Genomic DNA, 23,201 nt, shown 5'->3' with positions numbered 1-23,201 from the left:
GGTGAGGGCGGTGCCAGGGTCGCTGCGGGAGCCAAATGAGGGGGCGTCGTGGTCGCTGCGGGAGCGGGGTGAGGCGGTGACGGGGGCGCTGTGAAGCCGGGGTGACGTGGTGCCGGGATTGCTGCGGGGCCGGGGTGAGGGGGCGGCCCCGCAGTGGTCGCGGGGGCGGGAGAGTACGTGGCAGGGAAGGAGAAGCATGGGCACGCTGGCGCCTCGGGCGGTGATCGTGTCTCGGCGCAGTGAGCTTGACGAGTTGCTCGGCCGGCATGGGACCCGGGCCGCCGCCGATTACTACCTTCGGCAGCGGGGGCGGGATCTCGAGGAGGTCGCGGCTCGGCACTCGGCGCTGCAGGCCGCGATGACCGCGGTCGGGGCCGCCATTCCGGCCGACTGGCGGCGGGGGCACATCGATCGGGAGGATCTGCCGCGGTTTTTGTTCGGGCCCGAGGACGTGGTCATCGCCGTCGGGCAGGACGGGCTCGTCGCGAACGTGGCCAAGTACCTCGATGGGCAGGCCGTGATCGGGGTCGATCCGGAGCCGGGGCGCAATCCGGGGGTGCTCGTGCGACATGAGGCTCGGGCGATCGGGCGGGTGCTCAGGAGTCGCGACACCGAGCTGCGCACCATGGTGTCGGCCCGGCTCGATGACGGGCAGGAGCTGCTGGGGCTCAACGAGGTGTACTTCGGGCATGTGAGTCACCAGTCCGCGCGGTACACCTTGACGACTCCGGGCGGAGCGCGCGAACGGCAGTCGTCGTCCGGGGTGGTGGTCGGCACCGGGACCGGGGCCACCGGGTGGTGCTCGTCGATCGCGCTGGAGCGGGCCGATCCGCCCGTGCTGCCGCAACCGCAGGCGGCCGAGGTTTGCTGGTTCGTGCGGGAGGCCTGGCCGTCGCCGGCCACGGGGGCGACGCTCACCGATGGGCGGCTGGGGGCGGACGAGCGGCTGGAGCTGGCTTGCGAGGGGGAGCGGCTCGTCGTGTTCGCCGATGGGCTGGAGTCGGACCGGCTCGAACTGTCGTGGGGGCAGCGGGTGAGCATCGGCGTGGCGCAGCGGCGCCTTAACCTGGTCGTGTGAGCGTCCGGAAGGCGATGTAGGCGCCCAGGAGGTGAGCCCCGCGGCGGCGGTCGTGTGAGCGCCCGGTAGGCGAAACGCGGTGGTCGTCTCAGTGCCCACAAGGCAAACCCGCGGACGGAAACGCGGTGCTCGTGCGAGTGGTCAGAAGGCGAGCGCCGCGGACGAGGCGCGCGAAGGTGGTGGTCGTGTGAGTGGTCAGAAGGCGAGCGCCGCGGACGAGGCGCGCGAAAACGTGGTGCTCGTGTGAGTGGTCAAGAGGCGAGCGTCGCGGACGAGGCGCGCGAAACGTGGTGGTCGTGTGAGTGGCCGGTAGGCGAGCCCCGCGGTGGTCGTGTGGAAGATTAGGAGCGTGAAGACCTTCCCGCTGGGCCGGCGCAACGTCCACCGCGTCGGGTTCGGCGCCATGCAGCTGCCCGGGCGGGGTGCCTTCGGGCCGCCGCGCGATCGGGCCGAGGCGCTCGCGGTCGTGCGCCGGGCCGTGGACCTGGGCGTCGACCACATCGACACCGCGCAGTACTACGGGCCTGACGTGGCCAACGAGATTCTGCGCAGCGCGCTGTACCCGTATCCGGAGCGCCTCGCGCTCGTGAGCAAGGTCGGCGCGAAGCGGGACGAGAAGGGCGCCTGGCTGGCCGCGGACCGGCCCGAGGAGCTGCGCGCGGGGGTACAGGAGAACCTGCGGGCGCTCGGTGTCGAGCGGCTGGCCGCCGTCAACCTGCGGCTGCCCGCCAAGGGTGATCCCAAGGTGCTCGACGAGCAGCTCGACGCCATGATCGCGATGCGCGACGAGGGGCTGATCGAGGGGATCGGCATGAGCAACGTGGACGAGGAGCAGCTGCGGCAGGCGCTCGCGCGGACCGAGATCGTCTGCGTGCAGAACCCGTTCAACCTCGTCGATCAGCAGTCGCGGCCGGTGCTGGATCTGTGCGTGGAGCGCGGGATCGCGTTCGTGCCGTTCTTCCCGCTCGGCGCGGCGTTCGGGCGCGAGCGGGTCCTGGGCCACCCGAAGGTGAAGGCGGTCGCCGAGCGCCTCGACGCCACCCCGGCGCAGGTCGCGCTCGCGTGGGTGCTCGCCGTCGCGCCGAACACGCTGCTGATCCCGGGCACCGCGTCGCTGGAGCACCTGGAGCAGAACATGGCCGCCGGGCGCCTGCGGCTCGACGAGGACGCGCTGGCGGCGCTGGGCGCAGGCGGTACACCCGCATGAAACGAAGGCAGGTCGGGAACCTTCTCGGGCTGGCGGTGCTGAGCTATCTGAGCCGGGCGCCGATGCACCCCTATGAGCTGTCCAAGACGCTGCGCAACCACGGCGACGCGCGCAGTATCAAGTTCAACCACGGCTCGCTGTACATGGTGGTGCAGCAGCTCGCCAAGGCCGGCTTCGTGGCCGAGCAGGAGGTCAACCGCGAGGGCGCGCGGCCGGAGCGGACCGTGTACCAGATCACCGACGCCGGCCGCGCCGAGCTGCGCGACTGGCTGCGTGAGCTGGTGGGGGAGCCGCAGCACGAGTATCCGGCGTTCGTGAGCGCGCTGTCGATGATCGCGGCGCTGAGCCCGAACGAGGTCGTGCCGCTGCTCGGCAACCGGCTGGACGGGCTCGCGGCGCAGCGCGCCGAGGCCAGGCAGGAGATCCAGCAGGCCGAGCAGCAGGGAGTGCCCCCGTTGTTTCTGATCGAGGAGGTGTACCGCCTGAGCCTCATCGACGCCGAGGTCGCCTACGTGCACGACCTCCTCGCCAGGATCAAGGAGTGGGGACCGATGTGGGCCGAGGCGCACGGCGAGGAGTTCAAGCCCGAATAGTTGACACTGACTAGTCGGCCCTGGATAGTTGGTATCAACTAATCCAGAGGGCGGGGGCTGGTCATGGCCGGGATCGGCAGTGCGGTGGTCATCGGGGGCGGGATCGGCGGGCCGGTCGCGGCGATGGCCCTGCGGAAGGTCGGCATCGAGGCGACGGTCTACGAGGCCTACGACGGGCCGGCGACCGGCGTCGGCGGGGCGCTCGCCATCGCGCCCAACGGGCGGCAGGCCCTCGCCGCGATCGGGGCCGACGAGCAGGTCGCCGCGGTGGGGCGGCCGATGCGCTCGATGATCATGCAGAGCTGGACGGGCAAGCGCCTGGCCGAGTTCGCGGCCCCGCGGCGGCTGCCCGAGCAGCTGCTGATCTGGCGCTCCGACCTGTACCGCGCGCTCTACGACGAGGCCGCGCGGCGCGGGATCCGCATCGAGCACGGCAAGCGCCTGGTCTCGCTCGACGGGCCGGTCGCCCGGTTCGCCGACGGCAGCACCGCCGCCGGGGACATCCTCATCGGCGCCGACGGCATCCGCTCCACGGTCCGGCGCGCGATCGATCCGGGCGCTCCCTCGCCGCGGTACGCCGGCCTGCTCGGCTTCGGCGCCAGGTGCCCCGGCGACGGGCTGGAGCCGACCGGCCCGAGGATGCACTTGCTCTTCGGCAAGCGGGCGTTCTTCGGGTACCAGATCGAGCCCGACGAGGCCGGCTGGTTCGCGAACCTGCCCCACCCGACGCCGATGACCACCGCGCAGGCCCGCGCGATCGGCCCCGAGGAGTGGCTACGGCGCATCGCCGCCGCGGCGCGCGACGATCGCGGCCCCGTGCCGGAGCTGGTCCGGCGCACGCGGCCCGACGAGCTCGTCATCACCGGCGCGCTCGAGGACATTCCGAGCGTCCCCGTGTGGCATCGGGATCGTGTCGTACTGGTGGGAGACGCCGCGCACGCCACCTCCCCGAGCTCGGGCCAGGGCGTGTCGCTCGCCATCGAGAGCGCCGTGCAGCTGGCCCGGTGCCTGCGCGACCTGCCCGTCGAGCGCGCCTTCGCCGAGTACGAACGGATGCGCCGCGAGCGCGTCGAGCGGATCATCAAGATGGCGGCGCGCACCAACGCCGACAAGGCGGCCGGGCCGGTCGCCCGGGTGCTGCGTGACCTGCTCATGCCGATCGCGATGAAGGCGTTCGGCGACCCGGAGAAGTTCGCCTGGCAGTTCGACCACCCGATCGACTTCGACGCTCCCGTGGCGCCGGCCGCGGCGGTCGCCGGCACCGCGCGCTGACGGGTGGTCGGAGGATGTCGCGCGGCGGCGGCTGACAGGGGCCGGGTGCGGTTCGGTGAGGATCGGGCCCGCGGCGGTGACGATCGGCTTGAGGGCGCGCACCGTTGGGCGCATGTTACGCAAGACTTGGGCCGGCGCCGCCGCCGTTGCCGCCTTGGCGCCCGTCGCGCTCGGCGGCGGGCAGGCCGCGGCCCGGCACGACAACAGCAGTGCGTGGGCGTCGAACACCTGGATGGGATCGGCCGCGGGTGGCAGCGGGCTCACGCTCGGCGACGTGCGGGGCGTGATCGGCGCGAGCACGGGGGCGGCCGCGGGTCTCAACGGGGCCGGGGTCGGGGTCGCGCTCATCGACACGGGTGTCGCGCCCGTCGCCGGGCTGCCCGCCGCGCAGGTGGTCAACGGGCCCGACCTGTCGTTCGAGTCGCAGTCGAACGATCTGCGGTACCTCGACACGTACGGGCACGGGACGCACATGGCCGGCATCATCGTCGGCAACGACACCGCGACCGGGATCGTCGGGCTGGCCCCGAAGGCGAAGCTCACCTCGGTGAAGGTGGGCACGTCCAACGGCGCCGTCGACGTCTCGCAGATGATCGCGGCCATCGACTGGGTGGTGGAGCACCGCAACGACGACCCGGCCAACCCGATTCGCGTCATCAACCTCTCCTACGGCACCGGGGGCACGCCGAACTACTGGACCGACCCCGTGCAGTACGCGGCCGAGCAGGCGTGGAAGGCCGGCATCGTCGTCGTGGCCGCGGTCGGCAACAGCGGCGGGCAGATGACGGACCCGGCCACCGACCAGTTCGTGCTCAGCGTCGGGTCGGCCGACACCAAGGGCACGGCCTCGGCGGCCGACGACACCATCTCCACGTTCACCAGCCTCACGTCCAACCTGGCCAGCAACCGCCGGGCGGACGTCATGGCGCCCGGGCAGTCGATCGTGTCGCTGCGCGTTGCGGGGTCGAACATCGACACGTCGTACCCGGCCGCGCAGGTCGGCTCGACACTGTTGCGCGGCAGCGGCACCTCGCAGGCGACGGCGGTCACCAGCGCGGCCGTGGCGCTGCTGCTGCAGGCCCGGCCGTCGCTCACGCCGGATCAGGTGAAGAACCTGCTGATGTACAACGGCAGCGTCCTCACGGCCGGGAACGCGGCGGGGCTCGGGTACCGCGAGATCAACGTGAACAGCGCGCTGGCCGCCGCGACGCCGTCGGCCACGCAACGCTTCACGTGGTCGAGCGGCACCGGCAGCATCGAGGGAGCGCGCGGCGACAGCCACGTCGTGCGCGACAACGTCGCTCTCAGCGGCGAGGCCACGGTCTGGGGGCCGCTCGCGACCACGGCCTGGGCGCCGAAGAGCGCGAGCCTGGACGCGTGGAACGGCGGGCTCTGGATGGGCTACCGGGTGGCCGGCGACGGCTGGACGGGCCGGTCGTGGGCCTCGAAGACCTGGGCCGCGGCGTCCTGGACCGGCTCCCCGTGGGGCGGCGCCTCGACGTGGGCCGACCCGGACTGGTCGGGGCACTACTGGTCGGGCCACTACTGGTCGAACGGCACCTGGTCCGGGCACTACTGGTCCAGCGACGACTGGTCCACGGCGTCCTGGAGCTGAAAAACCCGCTTCATGCCCCGTCAGGGTATAAATCGGATATGTCGGGTGCGGAGCGCCCGACATATCCCCGTCCAGGGCGCACGTACCATCGGTGCCGTGGACGACGAGCTCGACACGCTGCCGAAGATCGGGGCGCCGGCGACCCGCGCGCTGCACAACGCCGGATACACCAGCCTGCGCCGGCTCGACGGAGTGGCGCGCGCCGAGCTCGCGAAGCTGCACGGCATGGGCCCGAAGGCGCTCGGCATCCTCGACGAGGCCCTGCGGCGCCACGGGCTCGCGCTGCGCTGAGTCGCCTAGCCGACCTGACGCGGTGTTGCCGGCTGCTACGTTGCGTGACATGCGGCTGGCGACGTTCAATGTCGAGAACCTCTTCGCCCGGGCCAAGGCGATGGACGGCACCGTGCGTGAGGCCGGGCAGCCGGCGCTCGCGGCGTTCGAGGTCTTCAACCGGATCGCGGCGCACGACGAGTACAGCCCGCAGGACAAGACGGCGATGCTCGACGCCCTCGCGACGCTGGGCGTGCTCGTGCAGACCCGCGACGGGCGGCGCCTCAACCCGCGGCAGTTCGACACCGCGTGGGCGCTGCTGCGCGAGAACCGCGGCGACTTCCTCGCCGCGCCCGCCGACCGGGAGCCGCACATCGTGGCGGGCGGCCGCGGCGACTGGACCGGCTGGGTCGAGCTGATCACCGAGCCCGTCGACGAGACCGGGACCCGGATGACCGCCCGGGTCATCGGCGACCTCGCCGCGGACGTGCTCTGTCTCGTCGAGGCGGAGAACCGGCCCGCGCTCGTGCGGTTCAACGACGAGCTGCTGGGGCGGCGGTACGAGCACGCGATGCTCGTCGACGGCAACGACCCGCGCGGCATCGACGTCGGCCTGCTCTGCACCGGCGCGATCGGCATCGACTGGGTGCGCAGCCACGTCGACGTGCCCGACCCGGCCGTGCCCGGCAAGCGGCTGTTCAGCCGGGACTGCCCGCTGTACAAACTGCGCCTGGACGGCGGGGTCGACCTCTATCTGCTGCTCAACCACCTCAAGAGCCAGTCGTTCGCGTCGGGCGACCCGGACCCGCTGCGCACGCGGCAGAGCACCGAGGTCCGCGCCATCTACGATCGGCTGCGCGCGGACGGCGCCGAATACGTCGCGGTGCTCGGCGACTTCAACAAGGGCCCCGACCGCAAGGACCCCAAGCACCACCCGACCCTGGAGCCGCTGCTCGACGCCGGGACGCCGCTGGTCAGCTGCTACGACCTCGACGCCTTCGGCGGGCTGTTCGACCCGCGGGACACCGGGCGCGAGCGGCCCGGCACGTTCCAGTCCTGCACCATCCCCAACCGGCTCGACTACATCTTGCTCTCGCCCGAGCTCGCGGCGAAGGTGACCGGGGGCGGGGTGTTCCGCAAGGGCCTGTGGGGGAGCCCGGAGAACAAGACCCCGCCGAAGCTGTGGGGCGTCTATCCGGAGCTGACGGCCGCCCGGCACGCCGCCAGCGACCATGCCGCCGTCTGGGTCGACCTCGATATCTGACCGTGGCTCAGGTGCGCAGGTGGGTCAGCACGGCCAGGACGCGGCGGTTGGTGTCCGGCAGGGCGGGCAGGCCGAGCTTCACGAAGATGCTGCGGATGTGGGCCTCGACGGTGCGCTCGGCGAGGAACAGCCGCTCGGACACGGCCACATTGGACAGTCCCTCGGCCATCAGGGCGAGGATCTCGCGCTCGCGGTCGGACAGGGCGCCGAGGCCCTCGTCGTCGCGGCGGCGCGGGCGGCGCATGACCCGCTCCACGACGAGCGGGTCGATCGCGGTGCCGCCCGCGAGGACCCGGCGCACGTCGGCCAGGAAGCGGTCGATGTCGGTGATGCGGTCCTTGAGCAGGTAGCCGACGCCGGCCTCGCCCTGCTCCAGGATCGTGACCACGTCGCGGGTCTCGATGTACTGCGACAGCAGCAGGATCGCCAGCCCCGGCTCCTCGCGGCGCAGGCGCAGGGCCGCCCGCAGCCCCTCGTCGGTGAAGCTCGGCGGCATGCGGATGTCCACGATGACGGCGTCGGGGCGCTCCCGCGCGACCAGCCGCCGCAGCTCCTCCGCGTCGCCGGCCGAGCCGGCGACGTCGAAGCCCTCGGCGGCCAGGAGCCGCTCGAGCCCCACCCGCAGCAGCAGCGAGTCGTCGGCGAGGACGAGCCGGTTCGTCATGGTGTCACCTCCGTGGCGTCCGGGGTGGTCAGCGGGAGCCTCGCGGTGAGCCGGGTTCCGCCGCCGGGCGGGCTGTGCAGCAGCAGGCGGCCCCCGCACGCCTCGACCCGGTCGCGCAGCCCCTCCAGGCCGCCGCCGGGGACGAACGCGGCGCCGCCGGAGCCCGTGTCGCGCACGAGGACGACGAGGTCGCCGTCCACCGCGGTGAGCCGCAGCTCCACGTCGTCGGAGCCGCCGTGCTTCCCGGCGTTGGTGACCGCCTCGAGGGCGACGTAGTACGCGGTCGCGGCGGTCTCGTCGCCGAGGACCGCGCCGCCGACCCGGTCGTCGACGCGCACCGCGACGCGGGAGCGCTCGGCGAGGCTCTCCAGCGCCCCGGCCAGGCCGTGCAGGACGAGCGCGGGCGGGTTCATGCCGCGGGCGATCTCGCGCAGCTCCGCCACGGCGGTGTCGAGCTCGCACAGTCCCTGGTCCAGCAGCGCGGAGGAGCCGGCGGCCCGCTGGGCGCGGCGCAGCAGCAGGGCGGCGGCGATGAGCCGCTGCTGCACGCCGTCGTGGATGTTGCGCTCGATGCGGCGCCGCTCGGCGTCGGCGGCCTCGACGATCCGGCGCCGGGAGCGGCGGACCTCGTCGAGGCGGAGCTGGTTGTCGAGGACCAGGGCGGCCATGCGCAGCACCGCGTGCAGGACGTCGGGCGCGGCGGCCAGGGCGGGATCGTGCGCGAGGGCGCCGACCTCGCGGCCGCCGGCCCGCAGCGGGGTCAGGGCGGCGCGCGGGTGGTCGTGGGCGTGCGCGGCGATCTCGTCGAGGGCGAGGACCTCGAGCGTGGGGTCGCCGAGGCCGGTGCGCAGCGCGTCGCGCAGGGCGGCCGGGGCGGGCTGCTCGGCGCCGAGGGCGGCGACGAGCGAGCGGATGGCCGGCGGGGGCGGCTGGCTGCGGGCCAGGCTGAGCCAGGCGCCGATCGGGATCGCGGCGCTGCCGGCGTAGTAGGCGATCTGGGGGCCGGAGCCGGGGACGTACCAGTCGGCGCTGACGATCGCGGTCGCGGCGACGTTGAGCAGGTTGGCGATCCAGAACGGGGTGTAGGCGGCACGGTACAGCGGGGTCGCCGCACGGTACCGGTGCAGCAGGAAGAGCAGCAGGAACACGCCGACGGCCGGATAGGTCGCGGCCCGCACCTGCAGCAGGCCCGCGATTCCCGGCGGGTGCCCCGGCGTCAGCCACCACGCGAGCAGGGCGGCCGGCCAGAACAGGTAGCCGGCCAGGGCGGTGGCGTGGTCGAGCCGGCCGCGCAGCCGCCCGACCGGGATGACGAGCGCACAGTGCAGCACCAGCGGCTGGTACACCATGCCCAGCATCAGGTCGTCGCGGAACAGCCCCGGCAGCGCCACGCGGCCGGCCCCGTCGGCGAGCCAGCACAGGCCGGCGGCGAGCATGAGCGGGCCCATCCGCGAGTCGGGCCGCTCGCGCCACATCCGCAGGCCGACCTCGGTGTGCAGCAGCCCGGCGGCGACGAAACAGGCCAGCTCCCACGGGCCGAACTCGCCCCGGCCCAGCACCGCGACGGCGACCGCCGCGGCCGCCGCCAGGCTCCGCAGGGCCGTGCGCACCCTCGTATCGTCGGGCACCCGACGCATCGGGGGGAATACGTGCTGGCACTGATGTCGGGGATCCGGGCCGATTCCTACCTTGAGCCGCATGCGAACCCTCATCATTTCGGCCGCCGCGCTGCTGACGCTCGCGGCCTGTGCCAGTCCCACGCCGACGCCGACGGTCGCCGCCCCCGCCGCGGCCCCGACCAGCGCCGCGGCCCCGACGAGCGCCGCGGCCCCGACGAGCACCGCGGCCCCGACGAGCGCCGCGGCCGCGCCGCCCCAGGGCAAGCTCACGCTCGCGCTCGTCAAGCAGCAGGTCGAGCCGGCGTTCGCCAAGGACCCCGACTGCCCGAAGGGGGAGTGGGTGACGGATCCGGGGAACATCGACGACAGGTACCGGGCGAACGTGTCGGCCTTCGGGGAGTACGACTGCCACCTGACGGACGGCGAGGCGGTCCCGCACCGCGTCGCGCAGGCGATCTTCCTGACGTTCAGGGACTCCCACGCGCTCGACGACTACGACCAGAACGAGCTGGGCATGGTCCCCTCGCTCGTCGACGGCACCACCGTCGTGGTGATCGGGGCGGGGCTCAAGACCGTGGACATGCGCCAGACCCTGCGCGCCATCGAGAAGGCGTGCGAGTGCGGCCACGTCACCTGAGCCGTGGCCGCGTGGCACGATCGAGGGCATGACACTGGCAGTCCTGGGCACCGGGATCATGGGCGCGGCGGTCGCCCGCAACTGGCTCAAGGCCGGGCTGGAGGTGCGGGTGTGGAACCGCACCCGCGGCAACGCCGAGCCGCTCGCCGCCGACGGCGGGGTCGTGGCCGCCGGCCCGGCCGACGCCGTCGCCGGCGCGGACCCGGTCGTGACGATGCTGTTCGACGCGGCCTCGGTCGCCGAGGTCATGCGGGCCGCGGCGCCGGGGCTGGCCCCGGGCACGCTGTGGCTGCAGCTGAGCACCGTCGGGGCGGCCGGCGCCGACGAGCTGGCCGGGCTCGCCGCCGAGCTGGGACTCGTCTACGTGGACGCGCCGGTGCTGGGCACCCGCGGGCCGGCCGAGCAGGGCAAGCTCAACGTGCTCGCGTCCGGGCCCGAGGCGGCGCGGGCTCGGGTCGAGCGGCTCTGCGCGCCGATCGCGGCCAAGGTGACCTGGCTGGGCGAGGCGGGGCAGGGCAGCCGGGCCAAGCTCGTCGTGAACAGCTGGGTGGTGACCGCGACCGCCGCGCTCGCGCAGAGCGCCGCGCTGGCCGACGCGCTCGGGGTCGACTTCCTGCCGCTGATCGAGGGCGGGGCGCTCGACTGGCCGTACGCGCACCTCAAGGGGCCGCTCATGCGCGAGCGCGACTATCCGGTGGCGTTCCCGGCGGAGGGGGCGGCCAAGGACGCCCGGCTCGTGGGGGAGCTGGCGGCGGCGGTCGGCGTCGACTCGTCGGTCGTGGACGCGGCGCGGGAGCTGCTCGAGGAGGCGGTGGCGCGGGGGCGCGGGGAGGACGACATGGCGGCCGTCTACGAAGCCGTCCGCTCGCCTCGGTGACGCTGAGCCGGCGGCGGCTGCTCGGCCTCGGCGCGGCCGCCGCCGTGCTGTCCGGGTGCGGCGCGCCGTCCAAGGCCGCGCAGTCCCCGGTCACCCGCGACGAGGTGGGCCTGCGCGCCGTGGCCGGGCGGTATCTCACGGCCACGCCGGAGAATCCGCGGTACCCGCTCTACCCCGGCGCCGTCGTGCTCGCGGCCGCTGGCGGGCGCGTGGCCGCGCACTTCGCGGTCGGGGACGCGGTGCGGTACGCGGCCGACAAGACCGAGCTGCCCGCGGCCGAGCGGGTCGCGGCCCGCACCGACACCGTCTACGACCTGGCGTCGCTGACCAAGACGTTCACCGCCGTGCTCGCCCTGCGCCTGGCCGAGCAGGGGCGGCTCGACCTCGACGCGCCGGCGATGCGCTACCTGCCGTCCTTCGGCGCCAAGCCCGGCATCACGGTGCGGATGCTGTTCACGCACACGTCCGGGCTGTCCAAGGACACGCCGCTGTCCGGCGCCACCCCCGACGAGCGGCTCGCGCACATCCTCGGCCAGCCGCCGGTCGCGCCGCCCGGCAGCGGCTTCCTCTACGCCGACCAGAACTTCATCGCCCTGGGCGCGATCGTCACCGGCCTGCGCGGCGAGCGCCTCGACACCCTCGTGCGCCGGGAGATCGCGGCGCCGCTGGGGATGGCCGACACCGGGTACCTCCCGGCGCCGGCCCTGCTCCCGCGCGTCGCCGCGACCGAGGGCGGCATCCGCGGCACCGTCCACGACCCGTCCGCGGCCGCGCTGGGCGGGGTGGCCGGGCACGCGGGCATCTTCTCCACCGCCGCGGACCTCGCCCTGTTCGGCCGGGCGCTGCTCGACGGCGGCGGGCCGCTGCTCAAGCCGTCCACAGTGGAGCAACTGCGGACCGATGCCAACGCCCGCTTCGGTCCGGGGGCCGCGCACGGGCTCGGGTTCGACATCGACCAGAGCTGGTACATGGGGCGGCTGGCCGGTCGCGGCGCCTTCGGCCACACCGGGTTCACGGGCACGTCGATGGTGCTGGACCCGCACCGCCGCGCGCTGCTGGTGCTGCTGACCAACCGCGTCCACCCCGACGCGACGCGGGGCAGCGTGAACCCGGCCCGCAAGGCCGCCGCGAACGTCCTGGCCGACTTCTAGGCGACTCCTAACCGAGGGTCCAGCGCTGGTTGGCCTGGCCGTTGCAGGCCCACAGCACCAGCCTGGTCCCGTTCGCGGTGCCGTTGTTGTAGGCGTCCAGGCACAGCCCCGACTGCACGCCCCGCACGGTGCCGTCCGCGCCCAGGGTCCACTGCTGGTTCGTCTGGTTGTTGCAGTCCCAGATGTCGACCGTGGTGCCGTTCGCGGTGCCGTTGCCGAACGCGTCGAGGCATTTTCCGCCGTACACCTTCAGCTGCCCGGCCCCGGTGGGCGCCCAGCCCTGGTTGACCTGGTTGTTGCAGTCCCAGAGCTGCACCTTCGCGCCGTTCGTGGTGCTCGCGGCGTCCACGTCGGCGCAGCGGCCGGACTGGGCGCCGGTCACCGGCAGCGGGCCCGCGAGCGCGCGCACCTCCACGGCGTCGAGGTCGGGGGCCCAGGCGCCCGCGTTGGCGAACGTCATCGTGTTCGTTCCGGGCGTCAACGGTACCGTGATGCTGACGCTGCCCGCCGTCGTCCACGAGCCCGTGGGCGGGAACGCGACCACAGTGGACGGCCGCCCGTTCACCTGCACCGTGGCGGTGCGCGTCGCGGTGTCCCCGTTGACGTAGGCCACCGTCGCGACCGCCCACCCGCCGTTCGCCGAGGCGATGCCGTTGAACCGCAGGGTGCCGCCGTTGCCGACGTTGCCCACCTTGGTGCCGCCCGAGCAGCCGGCGCACGCCGCGCTCGCGGCCGAGCCGGTGCGGGTGTTGCCGGCCGCCTCGGCCTCGTAGGTGCTCGCGGCCGCCTCGGTGCCGGTGATGGTCAGGAACACCGAGTCGTTCGCGGGGACCGAGGTGCTGTAGGAGGTGGCGGCGCCGGTGCTCTGGCCCGTCCAGGCGTTGCGGACCGTGGCGGTCGCGGCGGTCAGGCCCAGGTCGGCCCAGCGGACCGTCATCGTCGCGGCCGAGCCGGTGCGGTTGAGCAGCACGACCGCGCGGCGGCCGGTTCCGGAGAGCATTTTGCCGAAGACCTGCCGCCCGCTGGAGTCCTCGGCGACCTTCACGCCCTGCAGGCCCCGCGGGTCCTGGTCGGCCGCGAGCACGTCGGCGTTCTTCAGCGCCGCGACCGTGGTCGCGTCCAGCGTGGTCAGATCGGCGCCGAGCAGCAGCGGCGCGCCCGAGATCGCCCACAGGTTCAGGTGCGTGCGGTTCTGGGCGGCGCCGAGGCCGGGCATGCCCGCGATCATCATGTCGGGGTCGTTGACGAAGCCGGTGTGCTGGGCCGCGGGGTGCAGGCCGCGGTCGAAGTTCGTGAGCACCATCGACTGGTTCGCGGTCTGGCCCCAGTAGATGATGTCGGTGCTGGTGCGCCACATCGGGGCGAGGCCGGGCGCCCAGTCCCACGGGCCCTGCACGCCCCAGTCGCACACGGACAGCAGCAGCCGGTGCCCGGTCGCGGCGGTGGCCTGGGCGACGGCGGCGCTGATCGAGCGGTACGCGGCCTGCGGGTCGAGCCCCTCCGCGCTGCCGCCGCACCAGTCCACCTTCACGAAGTCGAAGCCCCAGCGCGCGAACTGCAGCATGTCCTGCGCGTAGTGGCCCTCGCTGCCGGAGCCGGGCGCGGCGGGGCGCCCGGTCGGGTAGTAGTAGCCGCAGCCGTCGCGGCCGGCGTCGGTGTAGATCCCGGCCTTGAGGCCCTTGGCGTGGATGTAGTCCGCGATCGCGGCCATCCCGCCGGGCCACTCGTTCGTGTCGACGGTGATGTTGCCGGCCGGGTCGCGGGTGCCCTGCCACCAGCCCTCGTCGATGTTGACGTACGTGTATCCGGCGCCCGCCAGCCCCGAGCTGACCATCGCGTCGGCCTGGCGCTTGATGACGGTGGCGTTGATGTTGGCCGCGAAGCTGTTCCACGAGGCCCAGCCCATCGCCGGCGCGGGAACGCTCACTTGCGTGGCGGCGACGCGTTCGGGTGGCGCGGCGTCGGTCAATCCGAGCGCCGTGAGCAGGACGGCAAGGGTCAGCACGTACAGGCGGGTCATGGCGGCTCCCTCGACTGTGTGAGCGCTAACATAGCGGTCGATATCGAGGTCGGTCAACGCCGTGCGGGTCAGTCCCGGGCGAGCGGGTCCCAGTCCGTCGCGTAGCGCAGCAGGGAGGCGGCCAGGTCCGGGTGGGCCGCGGCCCAGGCGGTGTCGAAGAGGTACCACTGCTGGAACCCGAAGGTGTCGTCGCAGTGCATGGCCAGCTGGGCCAGGTGCTCGCCGGCCTCGAGCACGCTCAGCCGCGGGTCGCGCCCCGACGTGAGCTGGTCGGTGTCGGGGGCGAGGATGGACAGCGCGTCGATGTTGAAGCCGGGCCAGTGGTTGCAGCGCTCGAGGGCGGGGCCGACCGTCGTGTCGCCCGGCGCGGTCAGGGCCCGCAGGACCTGCAGCTCCGGCGGCCAGGTGTCCTCGTCCGGCTCGGTGGCGCGCAGGTGGGCCGGCAGCTCGGGCAGGGTGATGCCGGGGAAGACGAACGGGGGCGGGGTGTCGAAGCTGGCGCCGTCGTAGTACGTCAGGAAGACCGCGAACGTCGTCGGCTCGCCCTCGGTGTCCGTGAACGTCATCGGCAGCGGGCCGTCGTGGACCACGTACGCGACCCGGTCGGCGGGGGCCGAGTCGTCCAGGAAGAAGTACGCGAGTTCGACCTCGTCGTCGTTGGTCCGCGCGCGCAGGCTGTGCTCGTCCAGCCGGATGCAGTCCTCGGCCGGGCCCTCGACGTAGAGGTGCTCGTGCAGCTGCCGGCGCAGCTCGTCGACCGTCTCGGGCCGGGGCAGGTTGTGTTCGTGCGCGGCGCGGAAGATCGAGGCCAGGCCGTACACGTAACCCCCGAGCTCGGCGTCGGGCCACGTCTGCGGGTCCTCGTGCCAGCCGCGGCGGAACCAGTCCAGGACGCTCGCGTCGGGCAGCCGGCGGATGCGCTTGCTCCACGGCCCCTCGTAGTGCGACCGGTAGACGAACAGCACCCGGCTCAGTCCTCGCCCACGGCCGGGGTCATGACGACCGTCCACGTGCGCACGGTGACCGCGAGCAGCCCCGAGCGCACGGCCTCGTCGTCCTGCTCGGCCAGGCGCACCGCGTCCTCCAGGCTCGCCGCCGCCAGCACGGTCATGGCCTCGTCCACCGAGCCGTCCGTGTCGTCGAAGGGGCCCGCGGCCACTAACGTCCCGTCCTCCGCGCGCCGTCCGAGAAACGCCAGGTGCTCCCGGAAGCCCGGCTGGTCGGTGACCCGGACGGCCGGGTCGGCGGCCGGGCCGGGGCGGTGCTGCAGGACGAACCAGATGCGCGGCGTCATGCCCACCAGGATCGCACCTCGTCAGCCGAGAGGTGGCAGGGCGGTCGATGAACGCACGACGAGTTCCGTGGCCAGCTCCACGTGCAGGGCGTCGAGCTCGTGCTGCTCCAGCAGCCGGACCAGCAGCGACACCGCCATGCGGCCCATCTCCCGCAGCGGCTGGCGCACCGTGGTCAGGCCCGTGGCCTGGGCCAGGTCGAGATCGTCGAAGCCGGTGATGGAGAGGTCCTGCGGCACCCGCAGCCCGCGCTCGGCCGCGGCCCGCAGCGCGCCGACGGCGGCCTTGTCGTTGAAGCAGACCAGCGCGGTCGGGCGCTCGGGCTGGTCGAGCAGCTCGCCGGCGGCGCGGTGGCCGCGCTCGGTGGTCGGCTCGACGCTGCGCAGCAGCTCCCCGGACGGCAGCACGCCGACGTCGGCCAGGGCCGCGTTGTGCCCGGCGAGCCTCGCGTCGCTGGCCAGCCACTCGGTCGGGCCGCCGATGACGCCGATGCGCCGGTGCCCGAGCTCGACCAGGTGGCCGGTGAGGCGGCGGGCGCCGGCGAAGTGCGCGGCCGAGACCGAGACGATGTCGCGGGGCAGCGTCGTGCGCGGGTCGACGACCACGAACGGCATCCGGCGCCGTTGCAGCTCGACGAGGTCGTCGCCGGGCTCCGGGGGCAGGATCACGATCACGCCGGTGACGCCCTCGCGGCCGTCGAGGTCGGCCAGCAGCGGGGTGCGCTGGGCCGCCTCGCCCGCGGTGAGCACGAGCTGGCGGCCGTGCAGGGCCAGCGTCTCGGCGATCGAGGAGACGATCAGGCCGAAGTAGTCGGTGAGCACGTAGGGGCAGCGCACGAAGACCGTCCCGCCCTTGGACTTGCCGCTCACCCCGATGCGGGCCCGCAGCCGCTCGGCGGCCTCGTGCACCAGCGCCCGGGTCGCGGGCGTGACCGCGTGGTGGTCGTTGAGCGCGCGCGAGACGGTCGCGATCGACATCCCGGTCTCGGCCGCGATGTCGCGCACAGTCACCCGTCTATGGCCCGCCATCGTCGTCTCTTTCTCTTAAGAGTCTTGACAGTCAATCCTCGCAGCGGTTTGCTGATGCCCAGCGATGTTACAGGACGTTTCATTCCGTTACATCGCCGTCGGCGTCCGCACCGCCTTCACCCTGGCCTAGGAGGCCACATGAGACTTCGCTACGGGATCGCCGCGCTCGCGGCGGCCGCCCTTGGCGCGGTTGGTTTCATCGCCGCGCCGCACGCGCTCGCGGCCGGCGAGTCCGTGAACGTCTGGCTCACCACGACCAGCGACGCCGGCGGCCGAACCGTCACCCGGGGCCTGGCCCAGCAGGCCGCCGTCGGGTTCAGCGCCGGCACCGGCGGCAGCGGGCAGAACATCACCGTCAACGACGCCACGCGCTACCAGACCTTCACCGGCGGCGGGGCCTCGTTCACCGACACCGCGGCCTGGCTCATGAACAGCTCCGGCGCCCTGTCGGCGAGCACCCGCGCCGCCGTGATGCAGAAGCTCTTCGACCCGGTCAACGGCATCGGCCTGAGCTTCCTGCGCAACCCCATGGGCGCCTCGGACCTGGCCCGGACCGGGTACTCCTACGACGACCGCCCCGCCGGCCAGACCGACCCGAGCCTGGCGAACTTCAGCATCGCCCACGACCTCGCCGACGTGCTCCCGCTGACCAAGCAGGCCCAGCAGCTCAACCCGAAGCTGACCACGATGGCGAGCCCGTGGACGGCACCGGGCTGGATGAAGGACAGCGGCAGCCTCAACGGCGGCTGGCTGCAGGCCCAGTACTACGGGGCCTACGCCCAGTACTTCGTGAAGTACGTGCAGGCCTACCAGGCGCAGGGCGTGAAGGTCGACTTCGTGACCCCGCAGAACGAGCCCACCTGCTGCGCCGGATACCCGTCGATGAGCTGGAACGCCAACGGCCTCGACTACTTCGTCGGCTCGAACCTGCTGCCGGCCTTCCACGCGGCGGGCCTGTCCACGAAGGTGCTCGTGCACGACTGGAACTGGGACGTGTACGACTCCTACGCGGCCCAGTCCGTCAACGACGCCGCGATCCGCAACGACTCCCTCTTCGGCGGCATCGCCTGGCACGGCTACGGCGGGGACGTCACCAAGCAGACGTCGGTGCACAACCAGTACCCGAACGTCGACGCGTACAGCACCGAGCACTCCGGCGGCACCTGGATCGCCAACCAGCAGCAGGAGGACATGCTCAACCTGATCGACTACGGCCGGAACTGGTCCAAGAGCTTCACCAAGTGGAGCCTGGCCGTGGACCAGAACATGGGCCCGCACTACGGCGGCTGCGGGACCTGCACCGGCCTGATCACCGTCCACAATGGCGACTCGCGCTCGGGCCAGGTCGACTACACCATCGAGTACTACACGATGGGCCACCTGACCAAGTTCGTGCAGCCCGGCGCCTGGCGCGTGGACTCCACGGCGAACGCGAGCGTGCCGAACATCGCGTACCTCAACACCGACGGCACCCGCGCGCTCATCGCGTACAACAACACCGGCAGCACCCAGGCGGTGACCGTCAACTGGAACGGCCAGCACTTCACGTACAGCCTGCCGACGAAGACCTCGGCGACGTTCACGTGGAAGGCCGGGACCACGACCACGCCGTCGCGGACCGGGCAGATCACCGGCCTCGGCGGCAAGTGCGTCGACGTCGCCGGGGCCAGTTCCGCGAACGGGACGGCGGTGCAGCTCTACACCTGCAACGGCACCGGCGCGCAGCAGTGGACGGTCGGCACCGACGGCACCATCCGCGCGCTGGGCAAGTGCCTCGACGTGACCTCGGCCAGCTCCGCGGACGGGACGAAGATCCAGCTGTACGACTGCAACGGCTCGGCCGCGCAGAGCTGGACGGCGAACGCGGACGGGACCCTGCGGTCGCTGGGCAAGTGCCTCGACGTCACCGACAACTCGACGGCCGACGGCGCGCGGCTGCAGATCTGGACCTGTTTCGCGGGCGCGAACCAGCGCTGGACGCTGCCCGCCTAGAAAAACGCCCGGGTCCCGGACGGCGCCGGTGGGGTGGTCGTCCGGGACCCGGTCGCTATGGTCGCAACCATGCTGTTCATGGTGATCGAGACCTTCCGCGGCGGACAGCCCCGGCCGGTGTACGAGCGGGCCCGCGCCCAGGGCCGGCAGCTGCCCGACGGGCTGCGCTACGTCGACAGCTGGGTCGCCGCCGACTTCGGCCGCTGCTACCAGCTCATGGAGTGCGACGACCTGACCCTGCTCATGGCGTGGGTCACGCGCTGGAACGACCTCGTCGACTTCGAGATCGTCCCGGTCGTTCCGTCTTCGCAGGCGTCGCCGCTGCTGTGATCCGGCGCCAGGCCGGCCACCGCAGCTCGAGCTCCTCGCCGACCCGCAGCCTCGACCACGCCGCGTCCGCCCGGCGCAGGGCGGCCACGGCGGTGTCCAGCTGCTCGGTGGTGAGCGGCATGAAGGGCTCGCGCGCCGCGAGGCCGCCGTGCGCGGCCCGCTCGCACAGCCCGCCGATGAGCTCGGCCCGCTGCAGCGGCTCGCGGTGCTCGCGGATCAGGTCCTTCGAGCGCTCGGCGGCGTGCGGCGGCCGGCGGCCCGACTCGTGGTGCATGCTGCGGAAGACGACCCCGCCGGCGATGGCGCCCCAGATGCCGTCGGCGATGCCCAGCGCGTCCTCGACCGTGAAGTGGACGAGGTCGTGCGGCGTCTCGGCGCTCGCCGGGCCCGAGTCGAGCCGGTAGACGACGCCGTCGTCGCGGGCCACCACCACGTGCGCCCGCTGATGGTCGGGAAACCGGATGAACGTGACCCGCATCCCCTCAGCCTGGGGGTCGTACGGCCATCGCCTCAACCGATTAACCCGGGTGAAACGCCCCGGGCGGAGCATGGTGGGCATGGTCGACGAACGCGCGCAGCTCGAGGTCGCCCGGCTCGGCGAGGGCCGGATCGACTCGCCGCTCTCGGCGCTGCTGCGCCGGCAGGGCACCACGCGGCACTACGTGGACGAGGCGGACCGGGTGCTGCTGGACGACACCGTCGCGCTCGTCGCCGCCCGCGGGGTGCCGGTGGCCGAGCTGCCCGGCTTCGAGCCCGGCGGCCCGCGCTCGAAGATCTACTTCGACCCGTCCAAGACGCGGGTCGGCATCGTCACCTGCGGCGGCCTGTGCCCGGGGCTCAACGACGTCATCCGGGCGCTGGTGCTGGAGCTCACCAACCACTACGGGGTGCGCCGGATCGTGGGCTTCCGCAACGGGTACCAGGGGATGACCGCGCGCTACGGCAAACCGGTCGTGGATCTGAGCCCCGACGTGGTCGCGGGCATCAACGAGTACGGCGGCACCATCCTCGGCACGTCGCGCGGCAACCAGGACCCGGACGAGATCGTGGACTGCCTGGAGCAGCTCAGCATCAACGTGCTGTTCGTGATCGGCGGCGACGGCTCGATGCGCGGCGCGCTGCGCATCGCCGAGACGGTCGCGGAGCGGGGCCTGCGCATCGCCGTCGTCGGGGTGCCCAAGACCATCGACAACGACATCCCCTACATCGAGCGCTCCTTCGGCTTCCAGACCGCGTTCGGCAAGGCGACGGAGGCGATCCGCGCCGCGCACGTCGAGGCGACCGCGTTCCCCAACGGCATCGGGCTGGTGCAGCTCATGGGCCGGCACTCGGGGTTCATCGCCTGCTACGCGGCCCTGGCCAACAACGACGCCGACTACGTGCTCATCCCCGAGGTGCCGTTCGCGCTCGACGGGCCGGGCGGCTTCCTCGAGCACCTGCGCCGCCGCGTCGTGGACCGCGGGCACGCGATGGTGGTCGTGGCCGAGGGGGCGGGGCAGGAGTACCTGTCCGCGAAGGGGCAGGACGCCTCGGGCAACGTGCGGCTGGAGGACTTCGGGCGCTATCTGCGCGGGCGCATCGCCGAGCACTTCGCCGCCGCCGGGGTCGAGGCCAACCTCAAGTACATCGACCCGAGCTACACCATCCGCAGCGTGCCGGCCGATCCGTACGACAGCGTGTACTGCATCCGCCTGGCCCACGCCGCCGTGCACGCGGCGATGGCCGGGCGCACCGAGATGGTGGTCGGCCGCTGGCGGGGCCGGTTCGTCCACGTGCCGATCGCCCTGGCCATCAGCTCGCGCAACCTCGTCGACCCCGGCGGCGACCTGTGGCTGTCCGTGCTCGAGGCGACCGGACAGCCACCGGTCTTCGCCTGAGCGCTCAGCCGGCCCGGCGGGCGCGGACGGCGGCGGCCAGCTCGTCCAGCAGCGCCTCCGTCGTGTCCCAGGACATGCACGCGTCGGTGACGCTCTGGCCGTACGTCAGCTCGCCCCCGAGGTCCTGCCGCCCGGCGACGAGGAAGCTCTCGAGCATCACCCCGGCGATCCCGTCCTGGCCGGCCGCCACCTGCTCGGCGACCTCCCGGGTCACCGTCGCCTGCCGCACGTGGTCCTTGCCGCTGTTGCCGTGGCTCGCGTCCACCACGAGCCGGCGCGGCATCTGCGCCTTCTCCAGGCGGGCGAGCGCGTCGGCGACGTCGCCCGGCCCGTAGTTCGGGCCGGTCCGCGCGCCCCGCAGGATGATGTGGCAGTCGGGGTTGCCGGTGGTGGACACGACCGCGGCCCGCCCGTCCTCGTCCACGCCGAAGAACACGTGCCGGCTCGCGGCGGTCCGGCACCCGTCGATCGCCACCTGCACGTCGCCGTCGGTGCCGTTCTTGAAGCCCACCGGCATCGACAGGCCCGACGCGAGCTGGCGGTGCACCTGGCTCTCCGGCGTCCGGGCGCCGATCGCGCCCCACGAGACGGCGTCGGCGATGTACTGCGGGCTGGTCGGCTCCAGGAACTCGCACCCGACGGGCAGGCCGAGGCCGAGCACGTCGAGCAGGAGCTCCCGGGCCAGGCGCAGGCCGCGGGGCACGTCGAAGGTCTCGTCCAGCCCGGGGTCGTTGATGAGGCCCTTCCAGCCGACGGTGGTGCGGGGCTTCTCGAAGTACACCCGCATGACCACGGCGAGATCGGCGGACAGGCGCTCGGCCGCGGCGGCCAGGCGCCGCGCGTAGTCCACCGCCGCCACGGGATCGTGCACCGAGCAGGGCCCGACGACCACGAGGAGCCGGTCGTCGGCGCCGGTCACGATGCGGTGCACGGCGTCGCGGCCGCGCTGCACGACCGCGGCCCGCTCGTCGTCCATCGGCAACTCGGCGGTGAGCTCCCGCGGCGAGAACAGCGGGCGGTAGCCGGTCACGCGGAGATTACTGGTTTCCATGCCCGTCTCGGTTCCTTCCAAGGGAGGCGGGCCCGGTGACACCCAGCGCCCGCCGTCTGACACGACGAAGGGCAGAGACGACGACGTCTCTGCCCTTGCTGGCTCCGGGTGAACTAGGTCAGCGCGAACAGCCGCCGGCTCCACCCGGAGCCACGGTAAACGCGCGATAACCCAGCATCACGCGGCCACTGTACCGCACGGACGGGTCCTTCGGCCCTGCCGCCCCGGTCCGGCCCTCGCCTACGGTCGGGGCAGATGCGAAGGAGGACCGCCATGAGTCGGTGGAATGTCGCGGATGTCATGACATTCGGGGCGGTGTCGGTGACGGAGGACACCCCGTTCAAGGAGATCGTGGACCTGCTCGAGGCGCACGGCGTGAACGCGGTCCCGGTCGTCGACGGCGCCGACCGCGTGATCGGCGTGGTGTCCTCGGCCGATCTGCTGCCCAAGATCGAGCGCGCGGGCGCCAAGATGCACGCGACCGCGGCCGGCGAGCTCATGACCGCCCCGGCGATCACGGTCTCCGGAACCGCCGCGCTGCCCGGGGCCGCCCGGGTCATGGACGCGGCCGGGCTCAAGCGCCTCCCCGTGGTCGACGCGACCGGGCGGCTGCTCGGCATGGTGACCCGCCGCGATCTGCTCAAGGTCTTCCTGCGCAGCGACGAGGAGATCCGCCGCGAGGTCGCCGGGCTCTGCCCGCGCACGGGCGTGCGGGTCGAGGTCGCCGACGGCGTCGTGACCCTGCTCGGCGAGGTCGGGCGCGAGGCCGCGATCCCGTCCTTCGTCCGCCGGGTCGAGCGGGTCGACGGCGTGGTCGACGTCGTCAGCCTGCTGGCCTAGCCGACGAGCACCTGGTCCAGCTCGTGCCTGATCCGGCCGGCGGCCGCCTCCAGCACCGCGATCGTGCCCTCGTCGTACTGCCCGCCCAGCGGGTGCAGCGCGCAGTGGGTGCCGATGGTGTGCCCGTCATCGGTCGCGATCGGCACCCCCGCGTAGGAGCGGATGCCGGCCGCCGCGAGCGGGCCGCCGTCGACGTCCCCTCGGGTGTCCAGGGTCACGTCGTCGATCACCTGCGGCCGGCCCTCGGTCACCACCCGGCTGCAGAAGGACCACTCGGCCGGGGCCCCGCCGACCGCGGCGGTCATGGTGTGCTCCGCGCCGTGCGAGGCCATGGTCAGCACCGCCCGGTCGAGCAGGATGTTCACGGCGGTGAGGGAGCCGTGCAGGCGCTGCGCCGTCTCCGCCGTGATGACCCCGAGGGCGTGACGCAGCTCGGGGTCGTCGAGGTCGTACCGCGTGATCGCGCGCAGCCGCTCGAGGTCGCTGAGGTCTTCGGTCACTGGACGCTCCGGATGGTCTCGCTC

The 23,201-nt window shown here is 73.1% G+C and carries 23 protein-coding genes; 14 read left to right on the top strand and 9 right to left on the bottom strand.

The features are described 5' to 3' along the window. Window positions 1-196 precede the first annotated feature (196 nt). The 7 genes from AC6JBM_RS28930 (at window position 197) to AC6JBM_RS28900 (ending at window position 7,299) form a co-directional block, all read left to right on the top strand. Window positions 197-1,078, top strand: coding sequence for a hypothetical protein (locus AC6JBM_RS28930; RefSeq protein ID WP_497977201.1), 882 nt, complete (start codon window positions 197-199; stop codon window positions 1,076-1,078). Between the two features lie 349 nt (window positions 1,079-1,427). Next, on the top strand, window positions 1,428-2,285 hold the full coding sequence (locus AC6JBM_RS28925; RefSeq protein WP_497977200.1) for an oxidoreductase: 858 nt from the start codon (window positions 1,428-1,430) through the stop codon (window positions 2,283-2,285). Further along, entirely contained in the window at window positions 2,282-2,878 is a 597-nt protein-coding gene (locus AC6JBM_RS28920; protein WP_497977199.1) for a PadR family transcriptional regulator, read from the top strand. The genes AC6JBM_RS28925 and AC6JBM_RS28920 overlap by 4 nt, the downstream gene beginning before the upstream one ends. A gap of 63 nt (window positions 2,879-2,941) precedes the next feature. Continuing rightward, the gene (locus tag AC6JBM_RS28915) at window positions 2,942-4,150 is read left to right on the top strand and encodes an FAD-dependent oxidoreductase (protein WP_497977198.1); all 1,209 of its coding nucleotides are present in this window, start codon (window positions 2,942-2,944) and stop codon (window positions 4,148-4,150) included. Between the two features lie 112 nt (window positions 4,151-4,262). Then, window positions 4,263-5,765 (top strand): S8 family serine peptidase, encoded by a 1,503-nt coding sequence (locus tag AC6JBM_RS28910; RefSeq protein ID WP_497977197.1) that lies wholly within the window; start codon window positions 4,263-4,265, stop codon window positions 5,763-5,765. A gap of 96 nt (window positions 5,766-5,861) precedes the next feature. Beyond that, the gene (locus AC6JBM_RS28905; RefSeq protein ID WP_497977196.1) at window positions 5,862-6,056 is read left to right on the top strand and encodes a helix-hairpin-helix domain-containing protein; all 195 of its coding nucleotides are present in this window, start codon (window positions 5,862-5,864) and stop codon (window positions 6,054-6,056) included. Between the two features lie 49 nt (window positions 6,057-6,105). Further along, window positions 6,106-7,299, top strand: coding sequence for an endonuclease/exonuclease/phosphatase family protein (locus AC6JBM_RS28900; protein WP_497977195.1), 1,194 nt, complete (start codon window positions 6,106-6,108; stop codon window positions 7,297-7,299). Window positions 7,300-7,306: 7 nt separating this feature from the next. Here the strand turns inward: AC6JBM_RS28900 and AC6JBM_RS28895 are convergent, their stop codons facing one another. Continuing rightward, window positions 7,307-7,963: a response regulator transcription factor gene (locus tag AC6JBM_RS28895; RefSeq protein WP_497977194.1), complete on the bottom strand. Its 657-nt coding sequence runs from the start codon at window positions 7,961-7,963 to the stop codon at window positions 7,307-7,309. Next, entirely contained in the window at window positions 7,960-9,573 is a 1,614-nt protein-coding gene (locus AC6JBM_RS28890; RefSeq protein WP_497977193.1) for a sensor histidine kinase, read from the bottom strand. The genes AC6JBM_RS28895 and AC6JBM_RS28890 overlap by 4 nt, the downstream gene beginning before the upstream one ends. 88 nt (window positions 9,574-9,661) lie before the next feature. On the opposite strand from AC6JBM_RS28890, the gene AC6JBM_RS28885 reads away from it, so the two are divergent. Genes AC6JBM_RS28885 through AC6JBM_RS28875 form a run of 3 tightly spaced genes read left to right on the top strand, consistent with a single transcriptional unit; the run spans window position 9,662 to window position 12,247 of the window. After that, window positions 9,662-10,219, top strand: a complete 558-nt coding sequence (locus tag AC6JBM_RS28885) for a hypothetical protein (RefSeq protein ID WP_497977192.1) — start codon at window positions 9,662-9,664, stop codon at window positions 10,217-10,219. Between the two features lie 28 nt (window positions 10,220-10,247). Further along, complete coding sequence (locus AC6JBM_RS28880) at window positions 10,248-11,096, top strand: NAD(P)-dependent oxidoreductase (RefSeq protein WP_497977191.1); 849 nt, start codon at window positions 10,248-10,250, stop codon at window positions 11,094-11,096. Further along, a complete protein-coding gene (locus AC6JBM_RS28875) occupies window positions 11,093-12,247 on the top strand; it encodes a serine hydrolase domain-containing protein (RefSeq protein ID WP_497977190.1) in 1,155 nt (384 codons plus the stop codon). Before AC6JBM_RS28880 ends, AC6JBM_RS28875 begins: the two co-directional genes overlap by 4 nt. Window positions 12,248-12,254: 7 nt before the next feature. Here the strand turns inward: AC6JBM_RS28875 and AC6JBM_RS28870 are convergent, their stop codons facing one another. From AC6JBM_RS28870 to AC6JBM_RS28855, 4 genes are all read right to left on the bottom strand, one after another. Next, on the bottom strand, window positions 12,255-14,267 hold the full coding sequence (locus AC6JBM_RS28870; protein WP_497977189.1) for a ricin-type beta-trefoil lectin domain protein: 2,013 nt from the start codon (window positions 14,265-14,267) through the stop codon (window positions 12,255-12,257). A gap of 68 nt (window positions 14,268-14,335) precedes the next feature. Next, window positions 14,336-15,277 (bottom strand): hypothetical protein, encoded by a 942-nt coding sequence (locus tag AC6JBM_RS28865; protein ID WP_497977188.1) that lies wholly within the window; start codon window positions 15,275-15,277, stop codon window positions 14,336-14,338. Beyond that, window positions 15,238-15,561 carry a YciI family protein gene (locus AC6JBM_RS28860; RefSeq protein WP_497977187.1) on the bottom strand — a complete coding sequence of 108 codons (324 nt, stop codon included), beginning with the start codon at window positions 15,559-15,561 and terminating at the stop codon, window positions 15,238-15,240. Before AC6JBM_RS28860 ends, AC6JBM_RS28865 begins: the two co-directional genes overlap by 40 nt. Before the next feature lie 21 nt (window positions 15,562-15,582). Continuing rightward, a complete protein-coding gene (locus AC6JBM_RS28855) occupies window positions 15,583-16,569 on the bottom strand; it encodes a LacI family DNA-binding transcriptional regulator (RefSeq protein ID WP_497977186.1) in 987 nt (328 codons plus the stop codon). A gap of 156 nt (window positions 16,570-16,725) precedes the next feature. Between AC6JBM_RS28855 and AC6JBM_RS28850 the strand changes: the two genes are divergently transcribed. Next, window positions 16,726-18,579, top strand: a complete 1,854-nt coding sequence (locus AC6JBM_RS28850; RefSeq protein WP_497977185.1) for a ricin-type beta-trefoil lectin domain protein — start codon at window positions 16,726-16,728, stop codon at window positions 18,577-18,579. Between the two features lie 69 nt (window positions 18,580-18,648). Continuing rightward, window positions 18,649-18,909 carry a DUF3303 domain-containing protein gene (locus AC6JBM_RS28845; RefSeq protein ID WP_497977184.1) on the top strand — a complete coding sequence of 87 codons (261 nt, stop codon included), beginning with the start codon at window positions 18,649-18,651 and terminating at the stop codon, window positions 18,907-18,909. Here the strand turns inward: AC6JBM_RS28845 and AC6JBM_RS28840 are convergent. Then, complete coding sequence (locus AC6JBM_RS28840; protein ID WP_497977183.1) at window positions 18,833-19,387, bottom strand: hypothetical protein; 555 nt, start codon at window positions 19,385-19,387, stop codon at window positions 18,833-18,835. The genes AC6JBM_RS28845 and AC6JBM_RS28840 overlap by 77 nt on opposite strands. 79 nt (window positions 19,388-19,466) lie before the next feature. Here AC6JBM_RS28840 and AC6JBM_RS28835 point away from each other — a divergent pair, with 79 nt between their 5' ends. Further along, on the top strand, window positions 19,467-20,786 hold the full coding sequence (locus AC6JBM_RS28835; protein WP_497977182.1) for an ATP-dependent 6-phosphofructokinase: 1,320 nt from the start codon (window positions 19,467-19,469) through the stop codon (window positions 20,784-20,786). Between the two features lie 4 nt (window positions 20,787-20,790). Here AC6JBM_RS28835 and AC6JBM_RS28830 read toward each other — a convergent pair whose 3' ends face one another. Then, entirely contained in the window at window positions 20,791-21,837 is a 1,047-nt protein-coding gene (locus AC6JBM_RS28830; protein ID WP_497977181.1) for a 3-deoxy-7-phosphoheptulonate synthase, read from the bottom strand. Between the two features lie 273 nt (window positions 21,838-22,110). On the opposite strand from AC6JBM_RS28830, the gene AC6JBM_RS28825 reads away from it, so the two are divergent. Continuing rightward, a complete protein-coding gene (locus AC6JBM_RS28825; RefSeq protein WP_497977180.1) occupies window positions 22,111-22,677 on the top strand; it encodes a CBS domain-containing protein in 567 nt (188 codons plus the stop codon). On the opposite strand, the gene AC6JBM_RS28820 is transcribed toward AC6JBM_RS28825, so the two are convergent. Then, window positions 22,674-23,177 (bottom strand): GAF domain-containing protein, encoded by a 504-nt coding sequence (locus AC6JBM_RS28820; RefSeq protein ID WP_497977179.1) that lies wholly within the window; start codon window positions 23,175-23,177, stop codon window positions 22,674-22,676. The genes AC6JBM_RS28825 and AC6JBM_RS28820 overlap by 4 nt on opposite strands. Window positions 23,178-23,201: the final 24 nt, after the last annotated feature.

This window comes from Dactylosporangium thailandense, from assembly GCF_059739745.1.
Note: the sequence above shows the minus strand (reverse complement) of the source record. Positions and strands in the feature narration are given on the sequence as shown.

Bases quoted from the DNA above. Each gene is read 5' to 3' on its own strand.
- AC6JBM_RS28835 (WP_497977182.1), top strand. From the start codon at position 19,467: ATGGTCGACGAACGCGCGCAGCTCGAGGTCGCCCGGCTCGGCGAGGGC.
- AC6JBM_RS28930 (WP_497977201.1), top strand. From the start codon at position 197: ATGGGCACGCTGGCGCCTCGGGCGGTGATCGTGTCTCGGCGCAGTGAG.
- AC6JBM_RS28850 (WP_497977185.1), top strand. From the start codon at position 16,726: ATGAGACTTCGCTACGGGATCGCCGCGCTCGCGGCGGCCGCCCTTGGC.
- AC6JBM_RS28915 (WP_497977198.1), top strand. From the start codon at position 2,942: ATGGCCGGGATCGGCAGTGCGGTGGTCATCGGGGGCGGGATCGGCGGG.
- AC6JBM_RS28900 (WP_497977195.1), top strand. From the start codon at position 6,106: ATGCGGCTGGCGACGTTCAATGTCGAGAACCTCTTCGCCCGGGCCAAG.
- AC6JBM_RS28830 (WP_497977181.1), bottom strand. From the start codon at position 21,837: ATGGAAACCAGTAATCTCCGCGTGACCGGCTACCGCCCGCTGTTCTCG.
- AC6JBM_RS28845 (WP_497977184.1), top strand. From the start codon at position 18,649: ATGCTGTTCATGGTGATCGAGACCTTCCGCGGCGGACAGCCCCGGCCG.
- AC6JBM_RS28825 (WP_497977180.1), top strand. From the start codon at position 22,111: ATGAGTCGGTGGAATGTCGCGGATGTCATGACATTCGGGGCGGTGTCG.
- AC6JBM_RS28840 (WP_497977183.1), bottom strand. From the start codon at position 19,387: ATGCGGGTCACGTTCATCCGGTTTCCCGACCATCAGCGGGCGCACGTG.
- AC6JBM_RS28895 (WP_497977194.1), bottom strand. From the start codon at position 7,963: ATGACGAACCGGCTCGTCCTCGCCGACGACTCGCTGCTGCTGCGGGTG.
- AC6JBM_RS28885 (WP_497977192.1), top strand. From the start codon at position 9,662: ATGCGAACCCTCATCATTTCGGCCGCCGCGCTGCTGACGCTCGCGGCC.
- AC6JBM_RS28870 (WP_497977189.1), bottom strand. From the start codon at position 14,267: ATGACCCGCCTGTACGTGCTGACCCTTGCCGTCCTGCTCACGGCGCTC.
- AC6JBM_RS28880 (WP_497977191.1), top strand. From the start codon at position 10,248: ATGACACTGGCAGTCCTGGGCACCGGGATCATGGGCGCGGCGGTCGCC.
- AC6JBM_RS28910 (WP_497977197.1), top strand. From the start codon at position 4,263: ATGTTACGCAAGACTTGGGCCGGCGCCGCCGCCGTTGCCGCCTTGGCG.
- AC6JBM_RS28920 (WP_497977199.1), top strand. From the start codon at position 2,282: ATGAAACGAAGGCAGGTCGGGAACCTTCTCGGGCTGGCGGTGCTGAGC.
- AC6JBM_RS28860 (WP_497977187.1), bottom strand. From the start codon at position 15,561: ATGACGCCGCGCATCTGGTTCGTCCTGCAGCACCGCCCCGGCCCGGCC.